This is a genomic window from Paractinoplanes lichenicola, assembly GCF_016785085.1.
Lineage (GTDB): Bacteria > Actinomycetota > Actinomycetes > Mycobacteriales > Micromonosporaceae > Actinoplanes > Actinoplanes lichenicola.
Map to the genome: position 1 here is coordinate 329,595 of NZ_JAENHO010000009.1, position 19,590 is coordinate 349,184.

Genomic DNA, 19,590 nt, shown 5'->3' on the forward strand with positions numbered 1-19,590 from the left:
GAAAATGCTTACCGTCAACGCCATTGCCGCGCCCTCGGCCACCGAGCCGCTGGTCCGCACCACCGTCGAGCGCCGTGACGTCGGGCCGAAGGACGTGCTCATCGAGATCCGGTACGCCGGCATCTGCCACTCCGACATCCACACCGTGCGCGGCGAGTGGGGCCAGGTGGCGTACCCGCTCACCGTCGGCCACGAGATCGTCGGCGAGGTCACCGAGGTCGGGTCCGAGGTCAGCAAGCACGCCGTGGGCGACCGGGTGGGGGTCGGCTGCATGGTCAACTCGTGCCGCGAGTGCGACAACTGCCGGGCCGGGCAGGAGCAGTACTGCCTCAACGGCAACACGGGCACCTACGCCGCCGTCGACCGGGACGGCACGATCACCCAGGGCGGCTACTCGACGCACGTCGTCGTCGACGAGGACTTCGTGCTGCGGGTTCCCGAGACCATCCCGTACGAGGCCGCGGCGCCCCTGCTGTGCGCGGGCATCACCACCTATTCGCCGCTCGCCCACTGGAAGGCCGGGCCGGGCACCAAGGTCGCGGTGGTCGGCATGGGTGGCCTCGGGCACATGGCTGTCAAGATCGCCGTAGCCATGGGCGCCGACGTGACCGTGCTGTCGCAGACGCTCGGCAAGAAGGACGACGGCCTCACCTTCGGCGCCGGGAATTACTACGCGACCAGCGACCCGGCCACGTTCGAGGCGCTCAAGAACAGCTTCGACCTGATCATCAACACGGTCAGCGCGCCGATCGACATGGCCGCCTACCTGGGCCTGCTGCGCCTCGACGGCACCCTGGTCAGCGTGGGCGCCCCGCCGGAGCCGCTCGCGGTGCCGGTGTTCGCGCTGTTCGGCAACCGCCGTACGTTCGCCGGGTCCAGCATCGGCAGCATCGGCGAGACGCAGGAGATGCTCGACTTCTGCGCCGAGCGTGGCATCGCCCCGCAGGTCGAGGTGATCGGGGCCGACGCGGTGAACGACGCGTACGAGCGGGTGCTCAAGTCCGACGTGCGCTACCGCTTCGTCATCGACATCGAGACGCTGAAGTCATGACCACCATCGCCATCGTCGGGGCCGGGCCAGGGCTGGGAGCGGCAGTCGCGCGCCGGTTCGGCACGGCCGGCTTCGAGGTCGCGCTCATCTCGCGCAACCCCGGCAAGCTCGGCGGGAAGGGCTACCCGGCCGACGTACGGGACTCCGAAGCCCTGACCGCGGCGTTGACGCGGGCGGCCGACGAGCTCGGGCCGATCGAGGTGCTGCAGTACAGCCCGATCCCGCACCGCGACTTCCTCAAGCCGGTCGCGGACACCACTGCCGACGACGTGCGTGCGGCCGTCGAGTTCTCGGTGCTGGGCCCGATGGCGGCCGTGAACACGGTGCTGCCCGGCATGCGCGAGCTGGGCCGCGGCTCGATCCTGTTCGTCAACGGCGGCAGCGGCGCCCGGCCCAACCCCAAGGTCGCGGGCACCTCGATCGCGTTCGCGGGCGAGGGGGCGTACGGGAAGATGTTGCACGACACCCTGGGCGCCGACGGGATCCGGGTCGCCCAGCTGATCATCCCGGGCGCCATCCGGCCGGAGGACACCGACGGGCTGGCCGAGCAGCTGTGGCAGCTGCACACGACCGACGGCGAGTTCCGGACGTTCTCAGATGGGAGCGCCGCCTAGCTGGTCGAAGATCTGCTTCACGATCGCCCGGATGTGCTCCTCGTCCGACTTGCCCTGCTGCGAGGGCAGGGGAGTGGGGCAGTCCGGGCGGTCGGCGATGCAGTAGACCCAGCGCCGCTCGTCCTGGTCGAGCTTGGCCGGCCGGTTGCCCGAGTTGCGGCAGTCCGAGGGCAGCGTGCTGTAGATGCGGTCGATCGCGCACAGCGGCTTCTGGCCGACCAGCACGAAGAACACCTGCACCCCGGCGTCGCGGTAGCTGCGGATGCGTTCGGTGTCGCGCTGCTGCTCGCGGGTGCTGCCGGCCCCGGCCTGCTCGCCGTCGGTGAAGACAATGACGGCCTGCTTGCGCGGGTTGTCGGCGTTGGCGCCCACCTGATCCCGTACGAGGTCGGCGGTCTCACGCACGGATTCGATCACGGGACTGCTGCCGCCCCGGTTGGGCACGTTCGGCACGGTGAGCTGGGTCGGGTCGGCGAAACCGCCGGACAACGGCTCGTAGACCGCGCCCGCCGCGCCGGGGAACCCGTAGAACGCCACCCGGTCGGTCGCCGACAGGCTGCGCAGGGCGGCCGTCATCGCCCCGGCCAGCTGCCGTTTGTGCGGTTCGGTGGAGCCCGACTGGTCGAGCGTGATGGCCAGGCTGATCCGTTTGCGCAGCGTCTCGCGCCAGCGCTCCAGGATGGCCTCGACGACCGCGCCGTCGCGCCGGGTCAGCGCGTGGTCGTCGGTGGACTCGAAGCCGGCCTTGTCCAGCCTGTCCTGCCATGTGCTGGTCATCAACGTCTTGTGAAACGCGTCGGCCAGGTCTGCCTTGTTCTTGTCGAGCTCGGGCCGCTTGAGGAACGGATGGTCGAGCGTCGGGTTCGGCCCGGCCAGCTCCACCCCGCGGTAGTGCTGGGTGAGGCCGGGGAAGCCCTCGTAGACGGCCTCCTCGACGATCATGGCGTTGGGCAGGGCGGCGGTGTCGATCGGCGGCTTGAACGAGGACAGGAACTCGACGATCTCACCCGGGTACGACGCGACCGAGCGCTCCAGCGGCGCGGCGTAGGTGTCGAGCTTGCCCGCCCGTACGTCGTCGGCCGAGATCCCGCTGTCGCCACCGGCGGCCGCCTCGAAGGCCAGGATCGTGGCCATCGCGCCCGACGTGGAGTTGAGCGCGTTCTCCTTGACCAGGTCGAGCTGGCCCGCCGAGGCCCGCGTGGCCAGGTCGCGCCAGGCGACCGAGCCCGAGCCGCTGAGCGCCGAGGCCAGCGGGGTGCCGAACTTGACGTAGAGCCGCATTTTGCTGGTCGTGAAGGAGCCGAGGCTGTCGTCGTAGCGGTCGTCCCGGTCCAGCAGCGAATTCCAGAACGAATGGGTGGGCAGCCAGACGTCCGGCTGGTCGGCCCCGCCGGACTCGAGGGAGGCCGCGATCCGCTGCTGCGCGAAACCCGAGCTGAGCGGCACGACGCGGATGCAGCCGTACGTCTTGGCCGCCTCCTGCAGCTGGCCGAAGCCGGCAGTGGTGTCGGCGCGGGCCAGGCCGGGCTCGGTCGACGACCAGACCTCGAGGTCGGTGCCGTGGCACTTGTCGCCGGAGGGCAGGAAGAACGCGCCCAGGCCGAACGCGACCGCGCAGCCCAGCACGAAGCTGAGCGCGGTGGTGAGGATGCGGTTGGCCCTCCCGAGATCCTTGGTCATCGCAGGGCCCATCGGAAGACGACTTGGAAGAGGTAGCCGGCCACACCGGACCCCACTGCCAGCAGCAAGATCAGTGAGGCGGCGCCCCAGTCGCCCACGCCGCCGGTCCAGATCGCGTAAATGATCGCCGCCGCGACCGCCACCGCGCCCCCGGTCAGGAACGCCAGCGGATCGAGCGGATTCAGGCCGGCCTTGGCGGGAAACTTCGCCTGCCAGGCCTTGTCGACCTCGGCGACGACCTGGTCGGCGAATTTCTCGCAGGTGCTGGGCAGCAGATCCGGATTCTTGAGCTGCACTTTGTCGCGGAACCGCGTCCACGAGTCGGCGTCGTCCGGAGAGTCGGCCGCCAGCCGGCTGGGGGTCTCATAGGGCTTGCCCAACTCGAGCATCCACAGCTGACGGCGCCCGTCCGGGGCCAGCGGAACGGCGTCGAACTCCGCCGCAGCGGCAGGCTCGTTCCGATCGCCGTAAACGCCGACGAACAGGTCCGGTTCCTTGCCCTGGCCGAGCGGGCCCGGTCCCGTCACCACCTCGACGCCCGGCTTCCCGGCGAGGCGGTTCTGGGCCGCCGTGCGATATCCGGCGGTGTCCGGGCCGGTCTGGCCGAGGTAAACGATGACCTTGTCCGAGCTCGGCTTACGGAAGTATTGGTAAAGCGTCCCGCCCGCTGCCGTAAGGACACCGACCACAATGGCCCCGAACCACGTCCCGACGGTGTCGATGAAACTCTGCAACGCACGTGCCCCCTCCACGAATGCGTGGAGGTCAATCTTAGGGCGCGTTTGCTACAGCGCGTGCACCGCTACGTGCGACGGGTGATCACTATCGTGCAACACCTCGAAGTCGCAGCTCACGCCCTCCACGGCGGTCCCGAACGGCTCCGGCGTGCCCATGTTGCGGGCATATCGGGGGAACGCCCCGCCACTGACCTGCACCCGCAGCCGATGGCCGGTGCGGAACCGATAGGCGGTCGGGAACAGTTCGACGTGGACGGTGCGAATGCCGTCCGGCCCCGGCTCCGCCGACGTGCGCGGGTCGAGGCGCTGAATGCCGTCGACGACATTGCGGGACACGCCGTTGCGGTCCACATCGCACAGGCGGACGAACACATCCGCGTACGGGATCGAAGTGCGCACGTGAATGGTCGCGCTGACCGGACCGGCGATGTCGAGATCGCCCGTGAGCGCCGGGCCCGTGAAGACCAGCACGTCGTCGCGCTGTTCGACGATTGCGTTGTCGGCCTGCTTGCCGGGTGGTGACAGCAGCGGACCGCCGACGGTCGGGGTCGGATCGGCCGGGTCATAAGTGAACCGACTGGGCTCGGCATCGACCTCCGGCCGGGTCACCAGTCGCGACCCTCGGCCGAGATGCAAAAGCGTTTCCCGTACGTCCGGGGGTGGCCAATTGTCGAATTCGAGCCAGCGGTTCGCCTGTTGCAGATAGACCCGCACCGGTTTTCCGGAAGGCGCCGGACCGCCGTTGAGGTGATGCTCGAGCCACACCGCGTCGGTCTGCGCGACCATCCGCAGCTCGCCCGGCTCCCCGTGGATCCACGGCCCGACCACCAGCCGCGCCTCGACCCCGGCCGCCCGCAGCGCCGTGTAGTCGGCCAGGTTGCCCGCCACGAACAGGTCCCACCAGCCGGTGACCGTGCTGACCGGCGGCATCCGGTCGTAGCCGGCGTCGTGGTCGGCCTGCGACCAGAACGTGTCGCCCGGCTCGGCGTGCGCCACGAAATCCCGCCAGAAGGGCACCGGCGCGCCCGCCACCTGCACGTCGACTGCCTGCAGGGGCAGCCGCTCGAGCGCCCGGTTGACCCGGGCCCGGTCGCGCGGGTCGGGCAGGCTGCTGAGCAGGCCCGGCCGCTCCTGCCGGCCGATCGTGGCCGACCAGCTCAGCGCCGTGTGAATCTGCGGGACGCCGTGCTCGTAGAACAGCCGGTCGGTCATGTTGGCCGACGTGATGTGCGGCATCACGCAGGTCAGGGGCGGTTCCGCGTACGGCGCGACGGCCCACTGGGTGTGTCCGAAATAGCTGCCGCCGGCCATGGCGATGCGGCCGTCGCACCACGACTGCTTGCGCAGCCACTCGACGGTGGCCAGGCCGTCGTCGCGCTCGCTGGTGAACGGCCGGAACTGCCCACCGGAGCCGAACGTGCCCCGCGTGGCCTGCATGAACACCTGGAACCCGCGCCGGGCCAGGGGCGCCGCGAACAGCTGCCCGAACGCGCCGGCCCGCCCGTACGGCACCCGGATGAGCACCACGGGCAGCGGCTCGTCGTGACCGCTGGGCCGGTAGTGGTTCGCCAGCAGCGTGACGCCGTCGGGCATCGGCACCGCGACGTCCTTGCGTACCTCGTACGGGACCGCCTTGGTGGGCAGGCCGAGCGCCTTGTCCGCGATCAGTCCGGCCAGCCTGGTGAGCACCATGATCCGACCTTAACGCGGAAGCAGCAGCCGCTCGGAGCGGGCCGACACCATCGACGACATGACCAGCGACGCCGCGCCGATCGCGCCGCCGTCCTCGTTCAGTGTGGTGCCGCGCACCTCGACCGTGTGCACGTCGCTCACCGTGAGCAGGGAGGCCGGGATCGGTGGCGCGACCCGCAGGTAGGTGCGGGACAGCGCGGGCCAGTTGGGCCCGCCGAGGATGATCGTGTCGAGGTCGAGCACGTTGGCCAGGTTGGCGGCGATCCGGCCGATGCCGCGGGCCGACTTCTCGACGATCGCCAGGGCCGCCGGGTCGCCGTCGTCGGCCAGCGCACACAGCCGGGCCAGCGCGGTCTCGATGCCGAGGTGGTCGTCGGGCGGCACCGGGGGCAGGAGGCCCTGCCCGGCGGCCTCGGTCACCAGGTGGACGGGCGCGCAGGTGATCGCGATGCAGCCCCGGCCGCCGCAGGGGCAGCGCGGGCCGTCGGGGTCGCCGCTGAGGTGGCCGATCTCGCCGAGGTTGTCCGAGGAGCCGCGCACCACCTCGCCGCCGAGCACGATTCCGGCGCCGATTCCGGTGCCGAGATAGATGACCGCGAAGTCGTTGAGCGAGCCCCCGCTGACCCACAGCTCGCCGGTGGCGGCGGCGATGGTGTCCTTCTCGAGCACCACCGGCAGGCCGGTGCGGCTTTCGAGCTCGGCCCGCAGCCGCACGACACCCCAGCCGCGCAGGTTGGGCGGCCCGATCACGGCGTCGGCCAGGATCGGCCCGGGAGTGGAGACGCCCAGACCGACCAGGCGCGGCGCGATGTCGGAGCGGCGGGCGGCCAGACCGGCCACCGCGTCGACGACGGCCCGCAGCAGGTCTTCGGGGCCGTCGCCGGACGGGGTCACCAGCGACGCGCGCTCCTCGACCTCGCCGGCCAGGTTGAGCAGCACCAGGGTCATCCGGGCGGGGTCGATGTGCAGGCCGATCGAGAACTGCCCGCGGGCGACGATGCGAAACATCGTGCGCCGGGCCCCGGTGTCGGCCTCGGCCCGCCCGGCCGGCTCGATCAGCCCGGCCGCGACGAGGCGGCGGCAGATGTTGGAGACCGTCTGACCGGAGAGGCCGGTGCGCTCCGACAGCTCGACGCGGCTGATGCTGCCGTGCCGGCGGACGAGGTCGAGCACCAGGAGCTGGTTGTAGTCGCCGACGCGCGGGAGGTTCGAGCCGCGTCGTTCCATCCGGTTCCTCCCCAGGCATCGATCGCGTCACATCCTAGAAGATCCACTGGACCTATAGGAAATCAATTTGATTGGCTAGCGGGCATGAGATTCGCGAGAGCCGCCATGGCGGCATCGGCTGCAGTCGCCCTGTGCCTGGGCCTCGCGGCCTGTTCGGGCGACGACTCCGGCGGCGACGGCCCGGTCAAGCTGGTCTTCCGCCAGTTCGACCCGGAGAGCGAGATCGGCGGGCTCAAGACCGCCGTCGACGCCTGGAACGGCAGCCACCCCGACATCCAGGTCGAGCTGCAGACGCTGAGCCCCAACAACATTCAGCAGTTCGCCCGCGAGGCCAACTCGGGCTCGGGGCCGGACATCAACCAGGTCGCCTTCGCCGACGTGGCGTTCGTGGCCAACTCCAAGATCCTGCAGCCGCTCGACGAATACCTCGGCGCCGGCAAGGACGACCTGCTGGCCACCGACATGGTCACCTTCGAGGACAAGACCTGGGCCGTGCCATGGACTGCCGACACGATGGCGCTGGTCTACAACAAGGAGAAGCTCGGCTCGAACAAGCCGCCCACCACCTGGGAGGAGCTGGCCACCACGGCGGCGTCGATCAAGAACGGCTTCTGCTTCCCGGCCGCGGGCTCGCAGACCAGCGCCCAGTGGTTCGCCATCAACTACTACCTGTGGTCGCACGGCGGCGCGTTCATCCAGAACACGAACGGCGCCTGGTCCACCGGCGCCACCAAGGAGCAGCTGACCTCGGCCCTCGACTTCTTCAACGGGCTGTTCACCTCGGGCGCGACCAGCAAGTCGTTCCAGGCCGTGCAGGACTACAGCGACCCGTCGATCGTCAACGGCCTGGCCACCGGTGACTGCGCGATGAGCTACATGCCGCCGGCCACCTTCGCCACGCTGACCAAGCAGGCCGGCGACAAGGTGACCAGCGCGCCGATGCCCTCGGGCCTGACCGACGGCGCGACCCACCTGGGCGGCCGGGCGCTGGCCGTCAACCGCAACAGCAAGCACCCCGACCAGGCGTACGAGGTCATCAAATACCTGACCAGCGCCGAGACCTTCAAGACCTACAGCCAGTACCCGGCGTCGAAGAAGACGCTGACCGAGCTGGACGTCCCGGAGGCGCAGAAGGGCTACGTCGAGCAGTTGCCGCACTCCCGGTCGATGGCCCGCTACATCGGCTCCGACCTGACCGTGGCCTCGATCCAGCAGCTGGTCAACCAGCAGTTCTCGGCCGTCTATTCGGGGCAGTCGAGCTCGGCCGACGCGGCCCAGGCGATCCTCGACGGGCTGGCCAAAGGTCTGAAGGGCTGATCCGCGCGTGAGCCGTCCCGGCCGTCAGGCCCTCCCGCTGGTCACCCCGGCCCTGCTGGTGATCGGCGTGCTGTTCCTGTTCCCCGGCGTCTACAACGTGGTGCTGGCGTTCCAGGACCTCACCCCGTTCGACGCGCCGGGCGACGCCGAGTGGGCCGGCCTGGCCAACTTCCAGGCCGTGCTCACCGACCCGCTGGTCGGCTCGGCCGCGGTCAACACGGTGTTCTGGCTGACCGCGGCCACCGTCATCATCCGGCTGGTGATCGGCATGGGCCTCGCGCTGCTGCTGCACAGCCGTGTGCTGCACCGCTGGCGGCTGCGCGGCTTCGCCCGTACGGCCGTACTGGTGCCCTGGATGGTGCCGCCGGTGGTCGCGGTGGCCTGCTGGAAGTGGATCTTCGACGGCAACACCGGTGTGCTCAACCAGTTCCTGGTGGCGATCGGCGTGCTGCCCGAGGGCGTGCCGTTCCTGGCCCAGACCAGCACGGTGTGGTGGTCGGTGATCGCGATCATCGTCTGGCGCGAGCTGCCGTTCGTCGTCATCGTCCTGCTCGCGGGCTTGCAGTCGGTGCCCGAGGAGCAGTACGAGGCGGCCGCGCTCGACGGCGCCGGGCGGTGGGCCTCGTTCCGGCACATCACGCTGCCCAGCCTGCGGCCGGTGATCACCGTGGTCGTGCTCATGACGGTGATCCAGACGTTCAACAACTTCGTCTACGTGTGGCTGTCCACGGGCGGCGGGCCCGGCACCTACACCCAGGTGCTGGCGACCCAGCTCTATTCGAAGGCGTTCGTCGCCAACAGCCTGGGCGAGGGCGCGGCGATCGGGCTCGCGATGACGGCCGTGATGGCGGTGTTCGCGCTGGCCTACCTGCGGGTCAGCGACCGGGGGAGGGTGGAGGCATGAGGTGGCGGCCCCGCGACCTGCTGGTGATCGTGCCGACGTTCGCGATCCTGTTCGTGATCGTCTTCCCGGTCCTGTGGATGGTCTTCACCTCGCTGCGCCCGGCGTCGGCCCTCGCCGCGAACCTGCCCGTCGGGCAGTGGTTCGACGGGCTCGGCTTCGACGCGTACGGGCGGCTCTTCAACGACTCCGGGTTCGCCCGCTACATCGGCAACAGCCTGCTCGTGTCGGCGGTCAGCACGGTGTTCACGGTCGTGCTGGCCAGTTTCGCCGCGTACGGGTTGTCCCGCTTCAAGTTCCGGCTGCGCGGCCCGGTGCTGTTGATCGTGCTGGCCACGCAGTTGCTGCCGTTCGTGGTGCTGATCAGCCCGATCTATCTGGCGTTCAGCGAGATCGGCCTGCTCAACTCGTACGTGGGTCTGGTCGTGGTCTATGTCGCCATGACGCTGCCACTGGCGATCTATCTCCTGCTCGGCTACTTCGACACGATTCCCCGGGTGCTCGACGAGGCGGCCCGGATCGACGGTTGCTCGACCGCGGGCGTGATCTTCCGGGTCGTGCTGCCGATCGCGCTGCCCGGCATCGTCACCGTCGTTACCACCACGTTTATCACGACCTGGGAGGAGTACTTCTTCGCCAGCGTGCTGATGACGGGGGAGGACCTCAAGACGGTCCAGGTGGGCCTGTCGTCGTTCTTCGGCGAGTACTCCAGTGACTGGGGAATGATCATGGCCGCGGCCACCGTGGCCACCATCCCGACGATCCTGCTCTTCTCGATCGTGCAGAAGCGCCTGGTCGCGGGGCTGTCCGCCGGGAGTGTGAAGCAGTGAAGCCGAACGTCGTCATCATCTACGCCGACGACCTGGGCTGGGGTGACCTCGGCTGCTTCGGCGCCGACGAGCTCGACACCCCGGCCCTGGACGGGCTGGCCGCGCAGGGCGCCCGGCTCACCCAGTGGTACGCGAACTCGCCAGTCTGCTCGCCGTCGCGCGCCTCGCTGCTGACCGGGCGGCATCCGGCGCACGCGGGCGTCGAGGCCATCCTGGGCGGGGCGCGCGACACTGCCGGGCTGCCGCCGCAGTCGACGATGGCCGGCGCGCTGCGCGACCGTGGCTACGCCACCGGCGTCTTCGGCAAATGGCACCTCGGCGTCGACCCCGCGTACGGGCCCCTGGAGCGCGGTTTCGACGAGCACTTCGGGTTCCGGGCCGGGTGCGTCGACTACTACTCGCACATCTACTACTGGGACAACCGCAACCCGGTGCACGACCTGTGGGACGGCGAGGACGAGGTCTGGCGCAACGGCGAATACCTGACCACGGTGATCGCCCGCAAGGCCGCCGAGTTCGTCGAGCGCAACGCCGAGCGGCCGTTCCTGTGCTACGTGCCGTTCAACGCCCCGCATTACCCGATGCACGCGCCCGAGGAATACCTCGCGCAGTTCGCCCACCTGCCCGACGGCCGCCGGATGACCGCCGCGATGATCAAAGCGATGGACGACGGCGTCGCGACCATTCTGGACGCGCTCGACCGGGCCGGCCTGCGCGACAACACGATCGTCTTCATGTCGTCGGACAACGGGCCCTCGATCGAGGAGCGCAACTGGCTCAACGGTGAGGAGGTCTCCTACGACGGCGGGTCGGCCGGTGGGCTGCGGGGGCACAAGGGCTCGCTGTTCGAGGGCGGCATCCGGGTGCCCGCGATGATCCGCTGGCCCGCGCGGATCCCGGCCGGGACCCGCGACGACGTGATCGGCTCGATGGCAGACCTCGTGCCGACCGTGCTGCACGCGGTCGACGGCGCCGTGCCCGACGACGCCACGATCGACGGGAACTCGCTGCTCGACCAGTTGACCGGGCCCGGGGACGACGCCGAACGCTGGCTCTTCTGGGAGTACGAGGGGCAGCGCGCGGTCCGCCGCGGCCGGTGGAAAGTGGTCGAGGACGCGTGCGAGAGCATGCAGGCCGAGGTGGCCGTGAGCGCGGCGCTCTATGACTTGTCCATCGACGAGGGTGAGCGGCAGGATCGATCGCAGGAGCATCCCGAGCAGTTCCACCGGATGCGCGACGAGCTGCGGCTTTGGGCGCAGCGGTGCGAGACCTGGCGGAACCACGGCGACAGGAGCAGCTGATGCACGACACCGCACGCACGATCGAGGCCCGTGTCCACCGGTTCGTTCGCGAGCACCTGCGGCCCGCGCTCGAGCGACGAAGTGTGCCGCTCGAGGCCGTGGCGTGGGACGTGCCGGGCGAGCCGGTGCCGTTCGCCGAGGCGGTCGGGCAGCAGTTCACGCCGATCAAGCCCGGGGTCGCGTGGGGCAAGCCGTGGGGCACGATGTGGCTGCACGTGACCGGCGAGGTTCCCGACGGGTGGGGCGGCCCTGACGTCGTACGGGAAATGGTGGTTGATCTCGGCTTCTCGGCGGCGCAGGCCGGGTTCCAGGCCGAGGGCATGGTCTATCGGCCCGACGGCGTGATCGTCAAGGGCCTCGAACCGCGCAACAACGCCGTCGCCGTCGGGGACGGGCCGATCGAGTTCTTCGTCGAGGCCGCGTCCAACCCGGACGTGTCGGTCGCGCGGCCGACGCCGATGGGCGACAAGGCGACCGCGGGCGAGGAGCCGATCTACACGCTGTGCCGCATCGACCTGGTCGAACGCGACCTCAACGTCTATCACCTGCTGCAGGACATCTGGACGCTGACCGGGCTGATGCGCGAGCTCGAACCGGCGCTGCCCCGCCGCGCGAACATCCTGCGCGCCCTCGAGCGGATGTGCGACGCGATCGACCCCGACCGGGTGGCCGAGACGGCGGCCGACGGGCGCGCCGAGCTGGCCCAGGTGCTGGCCTCACCCGCCTACGCCAGCGCGCACCGGGTCGTGGCGGTCGGGCACGCGCACATCGACTCGGCCTGGCTCTGGCCCGTGCGCGAGACGATCCGCAAGTGCGCCCGTACGTTCTCGAACGTGCTCGCCCTGATGGACGAATACCCGGATTTCGTGTTCGCATGTTCCAGCGCCCAGCAGTACGCGTGGATGAAGGAGCACTATCCCGAGCTGTTCGAGCGGATCCGCGCGCGGGTCGCCGAGGGCCGGTTCGTGCCGGTGGGCGGCATGTGGGTCGAGTCCGACACCAATATGCCCGGCGGCGAGGCCCTGGCCCGGCAGTTCATCCACGGCAAGGGCTTCTTCCTGCGCGAGTTCGGCGTCGAGCCCGACGAGGTGTGGCTGCCCGACTCGTTCGGCTATTCGGCCGCGCTGCCGCAGATCGTCCGGGCGGCCGGCACCCACTCGTTCCTCACCCAGAAGATCTCGTGGAGCGAGACCAACCGGATGCCGCATCACACCTTCTGGTGGGAGGGCATCGACGGCAGCCGCGTGTTCACGCATTTCCCGCCGGTCGACACGTACAACTCCGACCTGTCCGGCGCCGAGCTGGCCCGCGCCCAGCGGCAGTATGCGGAGAACGGGCTGAGCGACGTCTCGCTGGCGCCGTTCGGGTTCGGCGACGGGGGCGGCGGCCCGACCCGCGAGATGCTCGAGGCGGCCGCCCGCACCCGCGACCTGGAGGGCTCGCCCCGCGTCGAGCTGCGCACGCCCCAGGAGTTCTTCGCCGACGCGCTGGCCGGGCACCCGGCCCCGGCCACCTGGTCCGGCGAGATGTATCTGGAGCTGCACCGCGGCACGTACACGACGCAGGCCAAGACCAAGCAGGGCAACCGGCGCAGCGAGCATCTGCTGCGCGAGGCCGAGCTGTGGTGGTCGGCCGTCGCCTGGCGGGGGCTCGGCGATTACCCGTACGAGGAATTGGACGCGGCCTGGCGCACGGTGCTGCTGCAGCAGTTCCACGACATCCTGCCCGGCTCGTCGATCGCGTGGGTGCACCAGGAGGCCGAGCGTAATTACGCGCTGGTCGGGGTCGCGCTGACCACGCTGATCGACCAGGCCCAGCAGCTGCTCGCCGGCCCGGGCACCGACTCGGTCGTGTTCAACGCCGCCCCGGTCGCGGCCGCCGGAGTGCCGCCGCTTTCGGCCGCGGTGATCGACGCGCCCGGCTGGGTGACGCCCACGGATGACCGGGTGCTCGACAACGGGCTGGTGCGGGCCGTTTTCGACGAGGCCGGCCTGCTGGTGTCGTTCGTCTTCGAGGGGCGGGAGCTCCTCGCCGCCCCCGGAGCCCTGCTGCAGGTGTTCCGCGACATCCCCAACCAGTGGGACGCCTGGGACATCGACGCCCACTACCAGCGCCACGTCACCGAGCTGCGCGACGCCGACTCCGTTTCCGTCTCGGCCGAGGCGATCGTGGTGCACCGCTCCTACCGTGACTCGACGTTCGTGCAGACGTTCCGCCTGGCTCCGGACGCGACCCGGCTCGACATCGAGACCAAGGTCGACTGGCACGAGTCGCAGAAGCTGCTCAAGCTGGCCTTCCCCCTGGCCGTGCACGCCGACCGGGCCACCTCGGAGATCCAGTTCGGGCACATCCACCGGCCCACCCACGCCAACACGTCGTGGGACAGCGCCCGCTTCGAGACCGTGGCCCACCGCTGGGTGCACGTCGGCGAACCCGGCTTCGGCGCGGTCGTGGCCAACGACTCCACTTACGGGCACGACATCACCCGTCGCTGGACCGCCGACGGCACGACGTACACCCAGGTGCGCCAGTCGCTGCTGCGGGCCCCGCGCTACCCCGACCCCCACGCCGACCAGGGCGCCCACGTGCTGCGTACGGCGTTGGGGGCGGCACCCACCGTGCTCGAGGCGCTCGCCTCGGGCTATCAGATCAACCTCCCACCCCGTACGGTCACCGGCGGCTCGGCGGTGCCCCCACTGATCAGCGTCTCCTCGCCGGCCGTGATGGTGGAGGCAGTCAAACTGGCCGAGGACAGGTCGGGCGACCTGATCGTCCGCCTCTACGAGGCCCAGGGCGGCCGGGCCACGGCACAGGTCACGGTCTCCGAGCCGTACGGGCAGCCCTCGAGAACGGATTTGCTGGAGCGGCCCCTGGCGGCGCTGGAGTCGCTCGAGATCTCGTTCCGCCCGTTCGAGATCGTCACGCTGCGCCTCACTCAGACCGATCCCGGGTAGACCTCCACGCCGTGGAGCAGGCGGCCTATCCGATCCTGGGACGACGACCTGTTCGAGCGGGGTCTCGGGGCGCTGCTTCTGCTATGAGGTGGCGTGTCGGCGGCGGATCAGTACTAGTGCGAGGGCGCCCAGGCCGACGGCGATCAGCAGGCCGCCCAGCAGGAGGAACAGTGGTGAGGGACCGCCCTCGTTGCTGACGGCTTGGAGGGTGGGTGCGCTTGTCTCCGGTGCCGCTGTCTCCGGTTCGTCGGCTTCGGCCACCGCGCGCGACGGGGTGGGTGACGGCGTTGCTTTGACCGGCGTGGGGACGGCGGTCAGGGTGAGCAGCGCGTTCGCGGTGTCGCCGGCGCGGGCGGTCAGGGTTTTCCTCGCCGTGCGATAGCCGTCCAGGGCCGCGACGACCGTGATCGAGCCCGCGGCGATCGGCTTGGCGGCGGTCGGCCTGATCGAGAACTGGCCGTTGTCACCGCTGGTCGTGCGGTACTTGTGGCCGGCGCTGTCCCGGATCGTCAGGGCCGCGCCGCTGATCGTCTTGCCGTCGGCGTCGCGGACCCGGCCCGAGACCCGGGCCACCTCGGCCGGAGGTCTTGGCGATGAGGCGCCCGAGCCGTGCACGTAGACCATCTTGAAGGCGAAGTGGTTCTCGCCGCCGAGGCGCACGGCGACCGAGATGTTCAGGCCGCTCGTCTCGCCCGGGCTCGCGGCGGGCGCGACGACCGTGGCCTCGAGGTTGCGGCTCTGCCCCGGGGCCAGGCTCGGTTCGGCCCGGCATCCGGTCTTGCAGCGCAGGCCGCCACCGACCACCACGATCGCCGCCTCGGTGGCGCTCCCGGGGTTCGTGACGCGGAACCGCACCCGTACGGTGTCGCCGGGCTGCACGTTCTCGGCCGACACACTCACGATGCTGATCGGTGCCGGCGCGGCCGACGCCGGTGCCGGGGACATCGCAAGCGTCGTCGCCACGACAGCGACCAATGCGGCGGCACGGAAACGGGTCGTCACGGGCAACCACCTCGGCGAGGGACGGCGACACCGGTCGATGAAGCCGCGGGACACTATGCCCTAACTACCGCCTGCGTGGGGACCCCGAGTCCTTTGTGGGCGGTGCCCGCCCCTGCGGTCGTAGCAAGGCGACCCGAGCCGGGCGTCAGTCGGACCCTCCGTCACGGCGTCAGCGTTCCGCGTTGAGCTCGCGGGCCAGTTGCTTGGCGCGGCGCAGCACGTCGATCTGGGCCGCGTTGAGCAGCTCCCGCATCGCGTCGGTGAACATCTGGCGCGTGACGGGCTTGCCCTTCGCGATGTGCGCCATCGGATCCTTGTCCATCCACGGGAAGTCGCGGAATGTCTGGGCGATGGACGGCGCGAACTTCTCGGCCAGGTTCTGCCGGGTCGCTTCGTCGGCGTCGGCCGGCAGGGCCTCGAAGTCGGCGTTCATGCTGTCGGAGTCGCTCTCCACCGCGCTCAGCACATCGGCCAGAGCCTTCTCGTCGAAGACCTGGGTGTAGATGTGAATCATCGAGCGGTCGGCCTCGGACAGGCGGCCCGCCACGGACTCGAAGCCCGGCGGCGCGTCGGGCGGCGCGTTCGAGTCGAGGACCGCCGCGATGCCGTGCCGGGCCTTCTCCAGGCGTTCGATGGCCGCCGCGTGGTCGACGTCGATCTCGCGCAGCGCCTCGGCGGAGTCGATCCCGTCCTGGATCCGGGCCAGCGGTACGCCGAGCTCGACCAGCCGGCGGATGCGCAGCAGGCGCACGAGATCCGTCATCCCGTACTGCTTGTAGCCGTTGTGATGGCGGTCGGGCTCCTCGAGCAGACCGCTGCGGTGATAGTGGCGAATCGTGTTCACCGTGGTGCCCGCGATTCTCGCCAGCTCGCTCGTGCTCCAAGCCACGACGCCACCTCCGGGGTCACCCTCTCAGATCCCGGTTACCCGCGATAGGTACCGGGCGGTACTGAATAGGGTGACGTGGCCGACAGCAGTCGTCAGCCCGCGATCAGAACGAAGATCAGGGCCAGCGCCGCCGGGGCGGCCTGGACGTACAGGATGCGCTTGCTGGCCGTGGCGGCGCCGTAAAGGCCGGCGATCGCGACGCACACCAGGAAGAAGATCTTGGCCGACAGTGAGCCGGTGATCAGGCCCCAGATCAGGCCCGCGGCCAGGAAGCCGTTGTAGAGGCCCTGGTTGGCGGCCAGGGCGCGGGTCTGCTCGGCGAACTCCGGCGTGAGGCCGAAGGCGGCCCGGCCGCGCGGGGTGGTCCAGAGGAACATCTCGAGGACCAGGATGTAGATGTGGATGAGCGCGACCAGCGCCACCAGGACGTTCGCCACGACGATCATGGCCGGGAGCGTACACGGGGCTTGACAGTGGCCGCGGTCACAGCGCATAACTAACTCACCAGTCCGTACATTAGTCGAACGAGGAGCGAGCGGATGCGTTGCGGCCTGATCGGCGCCGGTATCGGCACCTCGCTCTCCCCGGCGCTGCACGAGGCCGAGGGGCGCAGTCAGGGGCTCGAACTCACCTACGAGTTGTTCGACACCGCCGACGCGCACGGCCTGAGATCCCTGCTCGACGAGGCCGAGCGGGCCGGGTTCGCCGGCGTCAACATCACCCACCCGTTCAAGCAGCGAGTGATCGAGTTCGTCGACGACCTGTCTCCGCAGGCGCGGGCAATCGGCGCGGTCAACACCGTGGTCTTCCGCGACGGTCGGCGGCAGGGTCACAACACCGACGCGTACGGCTTCACCGCCGCGTACGAGTCTGAAATGTCGGGGAACGTCGTGCAGCTGGGCGCGGGTGGGGCCGGCGCCGCCACCGCCTTTGCGCTGCGCGGCATGAAGAACATCGAGCACATCACTGTGATCGACCCCGACCGCAGTCGCCGCGAAAAGTTGATCTCGGGACGCGGAATCGAGGCCGCCGGCCCCGACGAGCTCGCCGAAAAGATCGGAACAGCCGACGGCCTGGTCAACGCCACCCCCGTCGGCATGAAAGAACACCCCGGAATGCCGCTTGCCCCCGAGCTGCTCCACCGTGGCCTGTGGGTCGTCGACATCGTCTACATGCCCGTCGAGACGCCGCTGCTGCGGGCGGCCCGCGACCGTGGCCTGCGGACGTCCGGCGGAACGGCGATGTGTGCCTATCAGGCCGCCGCCGCCTTCGAGCTGCTGACCGGGCGCAGCCCCGACACCGCGCGCATGCTGCGCCACCTCGATGCCGTCCTGGCCCACAAGGGAGCCCCCCATGCACCCGTCGCCACTCACGGAACAGACCACTGACCTCCCCGAACCCCTCTCCCTGCGCCGGATGGTCGGCCCCGGCGTCGTCGCCGTCGGCATCGGCATGGCCGCCGGCGAGATCATCCTGTGGCCCTACCTGACCGCGATCGGCGGGCTCGGGCTGCTCTGGCTGGCGTTCTGCACGCTGGCCGTCCAGTTCGTCATCAACATGGAGATCGAGCGCTACACCCTGGCCACCGGGCAGACGGTGGTGGCCGGCTTCTCCCGCTGGTGGAAGGGCTGGGGCATCCTGATCTGCCTGGCCGGCGCCTTCCAATACGTCTGGCCGGGCTGGGCGACCAGCGGCTCGACCGTGCTGACCTACCTGTTCGGCGGCGGCGACCCGGTCTGGATCACGGTGATCGGGCTGGTGCTCGTCGGGGCGCTGCTCTCGGTGTCCAAGGTGATCTACACGACCGTCGAGCGGGTCGAGTGGGTCAAGGTCGGGCTGACCATCTTCTTCCTGCTCGTGGTGGTCGTCTTCGTCATCTCGCTGACCACGTGGGGCGACGCCGCCAAGGCGACCGTCACCGAGTTCGGGCAGATACCCGAGGGCATCACGTTCACGCTGATCCTGAGCGCGATCGGGGCGGCCGGCGCGGGTGGCGTACACAATCTGGTCCTCAGCAACTGGATCCGGGACAAGCGCTACGGCATGGGCGCGCACGTGCCCCGGCTGATCTCGCCGATCACCGGGCAGGAGGAGGCCGCGGGCGCCGACCGCTACACGCTGGGCACCGACGAGGCCAACCTGGCGCGCTGGCGCGTGTGGTGGAAGCGGGCCAACCTCGAGCACCTGATCACGTTCGTGGCCGTCTGCTTCGTGACCATCAGCATCATGTGCCTGCTGGCGTACGAGACGCTCTTCGGCCGCGACGACCTCAAGAGCGACACCTCCTTCCTGCGCATCGAGGCCGACATCCTCTCCGACCAGGTCGGCGGCTGGCTCAGGCTGCTCTTCCTGGCCGTGGCGGCGGTGTCGCTGTGGGCGGCCGCGATGGGCCTGCTCGACATCATCGGCCGCGTCGCCTCGGACTTCCTGCGCCGCAACTATCTGCAGACGTCGGCCCGCTGGACCGAGCCGCGGCTCTACCTGACCGTCGTCTGGGCCGAGATCGTGCTGGGCTCGATCATCCTGCTGGCCGGCTTCACGCAGCCGCTGGGCCTGCTGATCATCTCGACCTGCGCCGCTTCGGTGGTCACGCTGCTCTATTCGACCCTGCTGGTGCGCCTCAACATCAAAGACCTTCCCCACCCCGTACGCATGAAGGGCTGGCGCCTGGGCGGAATGCTCGTCGCCATCGGGTTCTACGGCTTCTTCGCGATCGCCATGGTGGTGACCCAGCTGCAGAAGCTCTGACGCTATTGTCGTGGCCATGGAGCGGGTACGGGACGCCGAACGCACCCGGGCCGAGATCATCGACGTGGCGACCTCCGAGTTCGCCGATCAGGGGTATGCGGGGGCCCGCGTCGACGAGATCGCGGCCAAGACGCGCACCACCAAGCGCATGATCTATTACTACTTCGGGGGCAAAGAGGGGTTGTACCTCGCCGTCCTCGAACAGGCCTACCAGCACATCCGCGCGCTGGAGCAGAAGCTCGACGTCGAGCATCTCGAGCCGGTCGAGGCGTTGCGCAAGCTGGCCGAGCTCACCTTCGACCACCACGAGCAACACCAGGACTTCGTACGGCTGGTGGCGATCGAGAACATCCACTACGCCCAGCACCTGATCAAGTCGGGCGCCCGCGAGGGCCTGGCCTCCACGGCGCTCGACGTGCTGACCCGCATCATGGCCCGCGGCGTGACGGCCGGCCTGTTCCGCGACGACGTCGACGCCCTCGACGTACACATGATCATCAGCTCGTTCTGCATCTTCCGCGGGGCCAACCGCTACACGTTCCGGGCCATCTTCGACCGCGACCTGCTCGACCCGGCCTCCCGCGACCACCAGCGCCAGATGATCGGCGACCTCGTGGTGGCGCACGTTACTTCCCGTCGTTGATCTC

General features: G+C 69.8%; 17 protein-coding genes. 10 read left to right on the plus strand and 7 right to left on the minus strand.

Going from position 1 to position 19,590, the window contains the following annotated elements; all coding sequences use genetic code 11:
• Positions 1 to 4: 4 nt before the first annotated feature.
• On the plus strand, positions 5 to 1,051 hold the full coding sequence (locus JKJ07_RS31310) for an NAD(P)-dependent alcohol dehydrogenase (RefSeq protein WP_202995464.1): 1,047 nt from the start codon (positions 5 to 7) through the stop codon (positions 1,049 to 1,051).
• Entirely contained in the window at positions 1,048 to 1,665 is a 618-nt protein-coding gene (locus tag JKJ07_RS31315; RefSeq protein ID WP_202995465.1) for an SDR family NAD(P)-dependent oxidoreductase, read from the plus strand. The genes JKJ07_RS31310 and JKJ07_RS31315 overlap by 4 nt, the downstream gene beginning before the upstream one ends.
• Here the strand turns inward: JKJ07_RS31315 and JKJ07_RS31320 are convergent.
• The 4 genes from JKJ07_RS31320 to JKJ07_RS31335 are packed head-to-tail and all read right to left on the minus strand — an operon-like array spanning position 1,645 to position 7,001.
• Complete coding sequence (locus tag JKJ07_RS31320; RefSeq protein WP_202995466.1) at positions 1,645 to 3,345, minus strand: vWA domain-containing protein; 1,701 nt, start codon at positions 3,343 to 3,345, stop codon at positions 1,645 to 1,647. The two genes, JKJ07_RS31315 and JKJ07_RS31320, sit on opposite strands and share 21 nt — an antisense overlap.
• The gene (locus JKJ07_RS31325) at positions 3,342 to 4,079 is read right to left on the minus strand and encodes a hypothetical protein (protein ID WP_202995467.1); all 738 of its coding nucleotides are present in this window, start codon (positions 4,077 to 4,079) and stop codon (positions 3,342 to 3,344) included. Before JKJ07_RS31325 ends, JKJ07_RS31320 begins: the two co-directional genes overlap by 4 nt.
• A gap of 51 nt (positions 4,080 to 4,130) precedes the next feature.
• Positions 4,131 to 5,774, minus strand: a complete 1,644-nt coding sequence (locus tag JKJ07_RS31330; protein ID WP_202995468.1) for a CocE/NonD family hydrolase — start codon at positions 5,772 to 5,774, stop codon at positions 4,131 to 4,133.
• 9 nt (positions 5,775 to 5,783) lie between these two features.
• Complete coding sequence (locus JKJ07_RS31335; protein WP_202995469.1) at positions 5,784 to 7,001, minus strand: ROK family transcriptional regulator; 1,218 nt, start codon at positions 6,999 to 7,001, stop codon at positions 5,784 to 5,786.
• Between the two features lie 84 nt (positions 7,002 to 7,085).
• Between JKJ07_RS31335 and JKJ07_RS31340 the strand changes: the two genes are divergently transcribed.
• Genes JKJ07_RS31340 through JKJ07_RS31360 form a run of 5 tightly spaced genes read left to right on the plus strand, consistent with a single transcriptional unit; the run spans position 7,086 to position 14,304 of the window.
• Positions 7,086 to 8,318 (plus strand): ABC transporter substrate-binding protein, encoded by a 1,233-nt coding sequence (locus JKJ07_RS31340; RefSeq protein ID WP_202995470.1) that lies wholly within the window; start codon positions 7,086 to 7,088, stop codon positions 8,316 to 8,318.
• Between the two features lie 7 nt (positions 8,319 to 8,325).
• Positions 8,326 to 9,222: a carbohydrate ABC transporter permease gene (locus tag JKJ07_RS31345; RefSeq protein WP_202995471.1), complete on the plus strand. Its 897-nt coding sequence runs from the start codon at positions 8,326 to 8,328 to the stop codon at positions 9,220 to 9,222.
• Positions 9,219 to 10,049 carry a carbohydrate ABC transporter permease gene (locus JKJ07_RS31350; protein ID WP_202995472.1) on the plus strand — a complete coding sequence of 277 codons (831 nt, stop codon included), beginning with the start codon at positions 9,219 to 9,221 and terminating at the stop codon, positions 10,047 to 10,049. The genes JKJ07_RS31345 and JKJ07_RS31350 overlap by 4 nt, the downstream gene beginning before the upstream one ends.
• Positions 10,046 to 11,350 carry a sulfatase-like hydrolase/transferase gene (locus JKJ07_RS31355; protein WP_202995473.1) on the plus strand — a complete coding sequence of 435 codons (1,305 nt, stop codon included), beginning with the start codon at positions 10,046 to 10,048 and terminating at the stop codon, positions 11,348 to 11,350. The genes JKJ07_RS31350 and JKJ07_RS31355 overlap by 4 nt, the downstream gene beginning before the upstream one ends.
• Positions 11,350 to 14,304, plus strand: coding sequence for an alpha-mannosidase (locus JKJ07_RS31360; protein WP_202995474.1), 2,955 nt, complete (start codon positions 11,350 to 11,352; stop codon positions 14,302 to 14,304). Before JKJ07_RS31355 ends, JKJ07_RS31360 begins: the two co-directional genes overlap by 1 nt.
• Positions 14,305 to 14,385: 81 nt before the next feature.
• Here the strand turns inward: JKJ07_RS31360 and JKJ07_RS51920 are convergent, their stop codons facing one another.
• The 3 genes from JKJ07_RS51920 to JKJ07_RS31375 all read right to left on the minus strand — a co-directional run bounded on the left by JKJ07_RS51920 (position 14,386) and on the right by JKJ07_RS31375 (position 16,641).
• Positions 14,386 to 15,306: a carboxypeptidase-like regulatory domain-containing protein gene (locus JKJ07_RS51920; protein ID WP_307834494.1), complete on the minus strand. Its 921-nt coding sequence runs from the start codon at positions 15,304 to 15,306 to the stop codon at positions 14,386 to 14,388.
• Between the two features lie 169 nt (positions 15,307 to 15,475).
• The gene (locus JKJ07_RS31370; RefSeq protein WP_202995475.1) at positions 15,476 to 16,195 is read right to left on the minus strand and encodes a MerR family transcriptional regulator; all 720 of its coding nucleotides are present in this window, start codon (positions 16,193 to 16,195) and stop codon (positions 15,476 to 15,478) included.
• Positions 16,196 to 16,287: 92 nt separating this feature from the next.
• A complete protein-coding gene (locus JKJ07_RS31375) occupies positions 16,288 to 16,641 on the minus strand; it encodes a DUF1304 domain-containing protein (RefSeq protein ID WP_202995476.1) in 354 nt (117 codons plus the stop codon).
• Positions 16,642 to 16,710: 69 nt separating this feature from the next.
• Between JKJ07_RS31375 and JKJ07_RS31380 the strand changes: the two genes are divergently transcribed.
• Genes JKJ07_RS31380 through JKJ07_RS31390 form a run of 3 tightly spaced genes read left to right on the plus strand, consistent with a single transcriptional unit; the run spans position 16,711 to position 19,586 of the window.
• Positions 16,711 to 17,583: a shikimate dehydrogenase gene (locus JKJ07_RS31380; RefSeq protein WP_307834501.1), complete on the plus strand. Its 873-nt coding sequence runs from the start codon at positions 16,711 to 16,713 to the stop codon at positions 17,581 to 17,583.
• Positions 17,549 to 18,943: an Nramp family divalent metal transporter gene (locus JKJ07_RS31385; protein ID WP_202995478.1), complete on the plus strand. Its 1,395-nt coding sequence runs from the start codon at positions 17,549 to 17,551 to the stop codon at positions 18,941 to 18,943. The genes JKJ07_RS31380 and JKJ07_RS31385 overlap by 35 nt, the downstream gene beginning before the upstream one ends.
• A 16-nt stretch (positions 18,944 to 18,959) precedes the next feature.
• Positions 18,960 to 19,586, plus strand: coding sequence for a TetR/AcrR family transcriptional regulator (locus JKJ07_RS31390; RefSeq protein ID WP_202995479.1), 627 nt, complete (start codon positions 18,960 to 18,962; stop codon positions 19,584 to 19,586).
• Positions 19,587 to 19,590: the final 4 nt, after the last annotated feature.

Bases quoted from the DNA above. Each gene is read 5' to 3' on its own strand.
- JKJ07_RS31310 (WP_202995464.1), top strand. From the start codon at position 5: ATGCTTACCGTCAACGCCATTGCCGCGCCCTCGGCCACCGAGCCGCTG.
- JKJ07_RS31315 (WP_202995465.1), top strand. From the start codon at position 1,048: ATGACCACCATCGCCATCGTCGGGGCCGGGCCAGGGCTGGGAGCGGCA.
- JKJ07_RS31320 (WP_202995466.1), bottom strand. From the start codon at position 3,345: ATGACCAAGGATCTCGGGAGGGCCAACCGCATCCTCACCACCGCGCTC.
- JKJ07_RS31330 (WP_202995468.1), bottom strand. From the start codon at position 5,774: ATGGTGCTCACCAGGCTGGCCGGACTGATCGCGGACAAGGCGCTCGGC.
- JKJ07_RS31335 (WP_202995469.1), bottom strand. From the start codon at position 7,001: ATGGAACGACGCGGCTCGAACCTCCCGCGCGTCGGCGACTACAACCAG.
- JKJ07_RS31340 (WP_202995470.1), top strand. From the start codon at position 7,086: ATGAGATTCGCGAGAGCCGCCATGGCGGCATCGGCTGCAGTCGCCCTG.
- JKJ07_RS31350 (WP_202995472.1), top strand. From the start codon at position 9,219: ATGAGGTGGCGGCCCCGCGACCTGCTGGTGATCGTGCCGACGTTCGCG.
- JKJ07_RS31360 (WP_202995474.1), top strand. From the start codon at position 11,350: ATGCACGACACCGCACGCACGATCGAGGCCCGTGTCCACCGGTTCGTT.
- JKJ07_RS31375 (WP_202995476.1), bottom strand. From the start codon at position 16,641: ATGATCGTCGTGGCGAACGTCCTGGTGGCGCTGGTCGCGCTCATCCAC.
- JKJ07_RS31385 (WP_202995478.1), top strand. From the start codon at position 17,549: ATGCACCCGTCGCCACTCACGGAACAGACCACTGACCTCCCCGAACCC.
- JKJ07_RS31390 (WP_202995479.1), top strand. From the start codon at position 18,960: ATGGAGCGGGTACGGGACGCCGAACGCACCCGGGCCGAGATCATCGAC.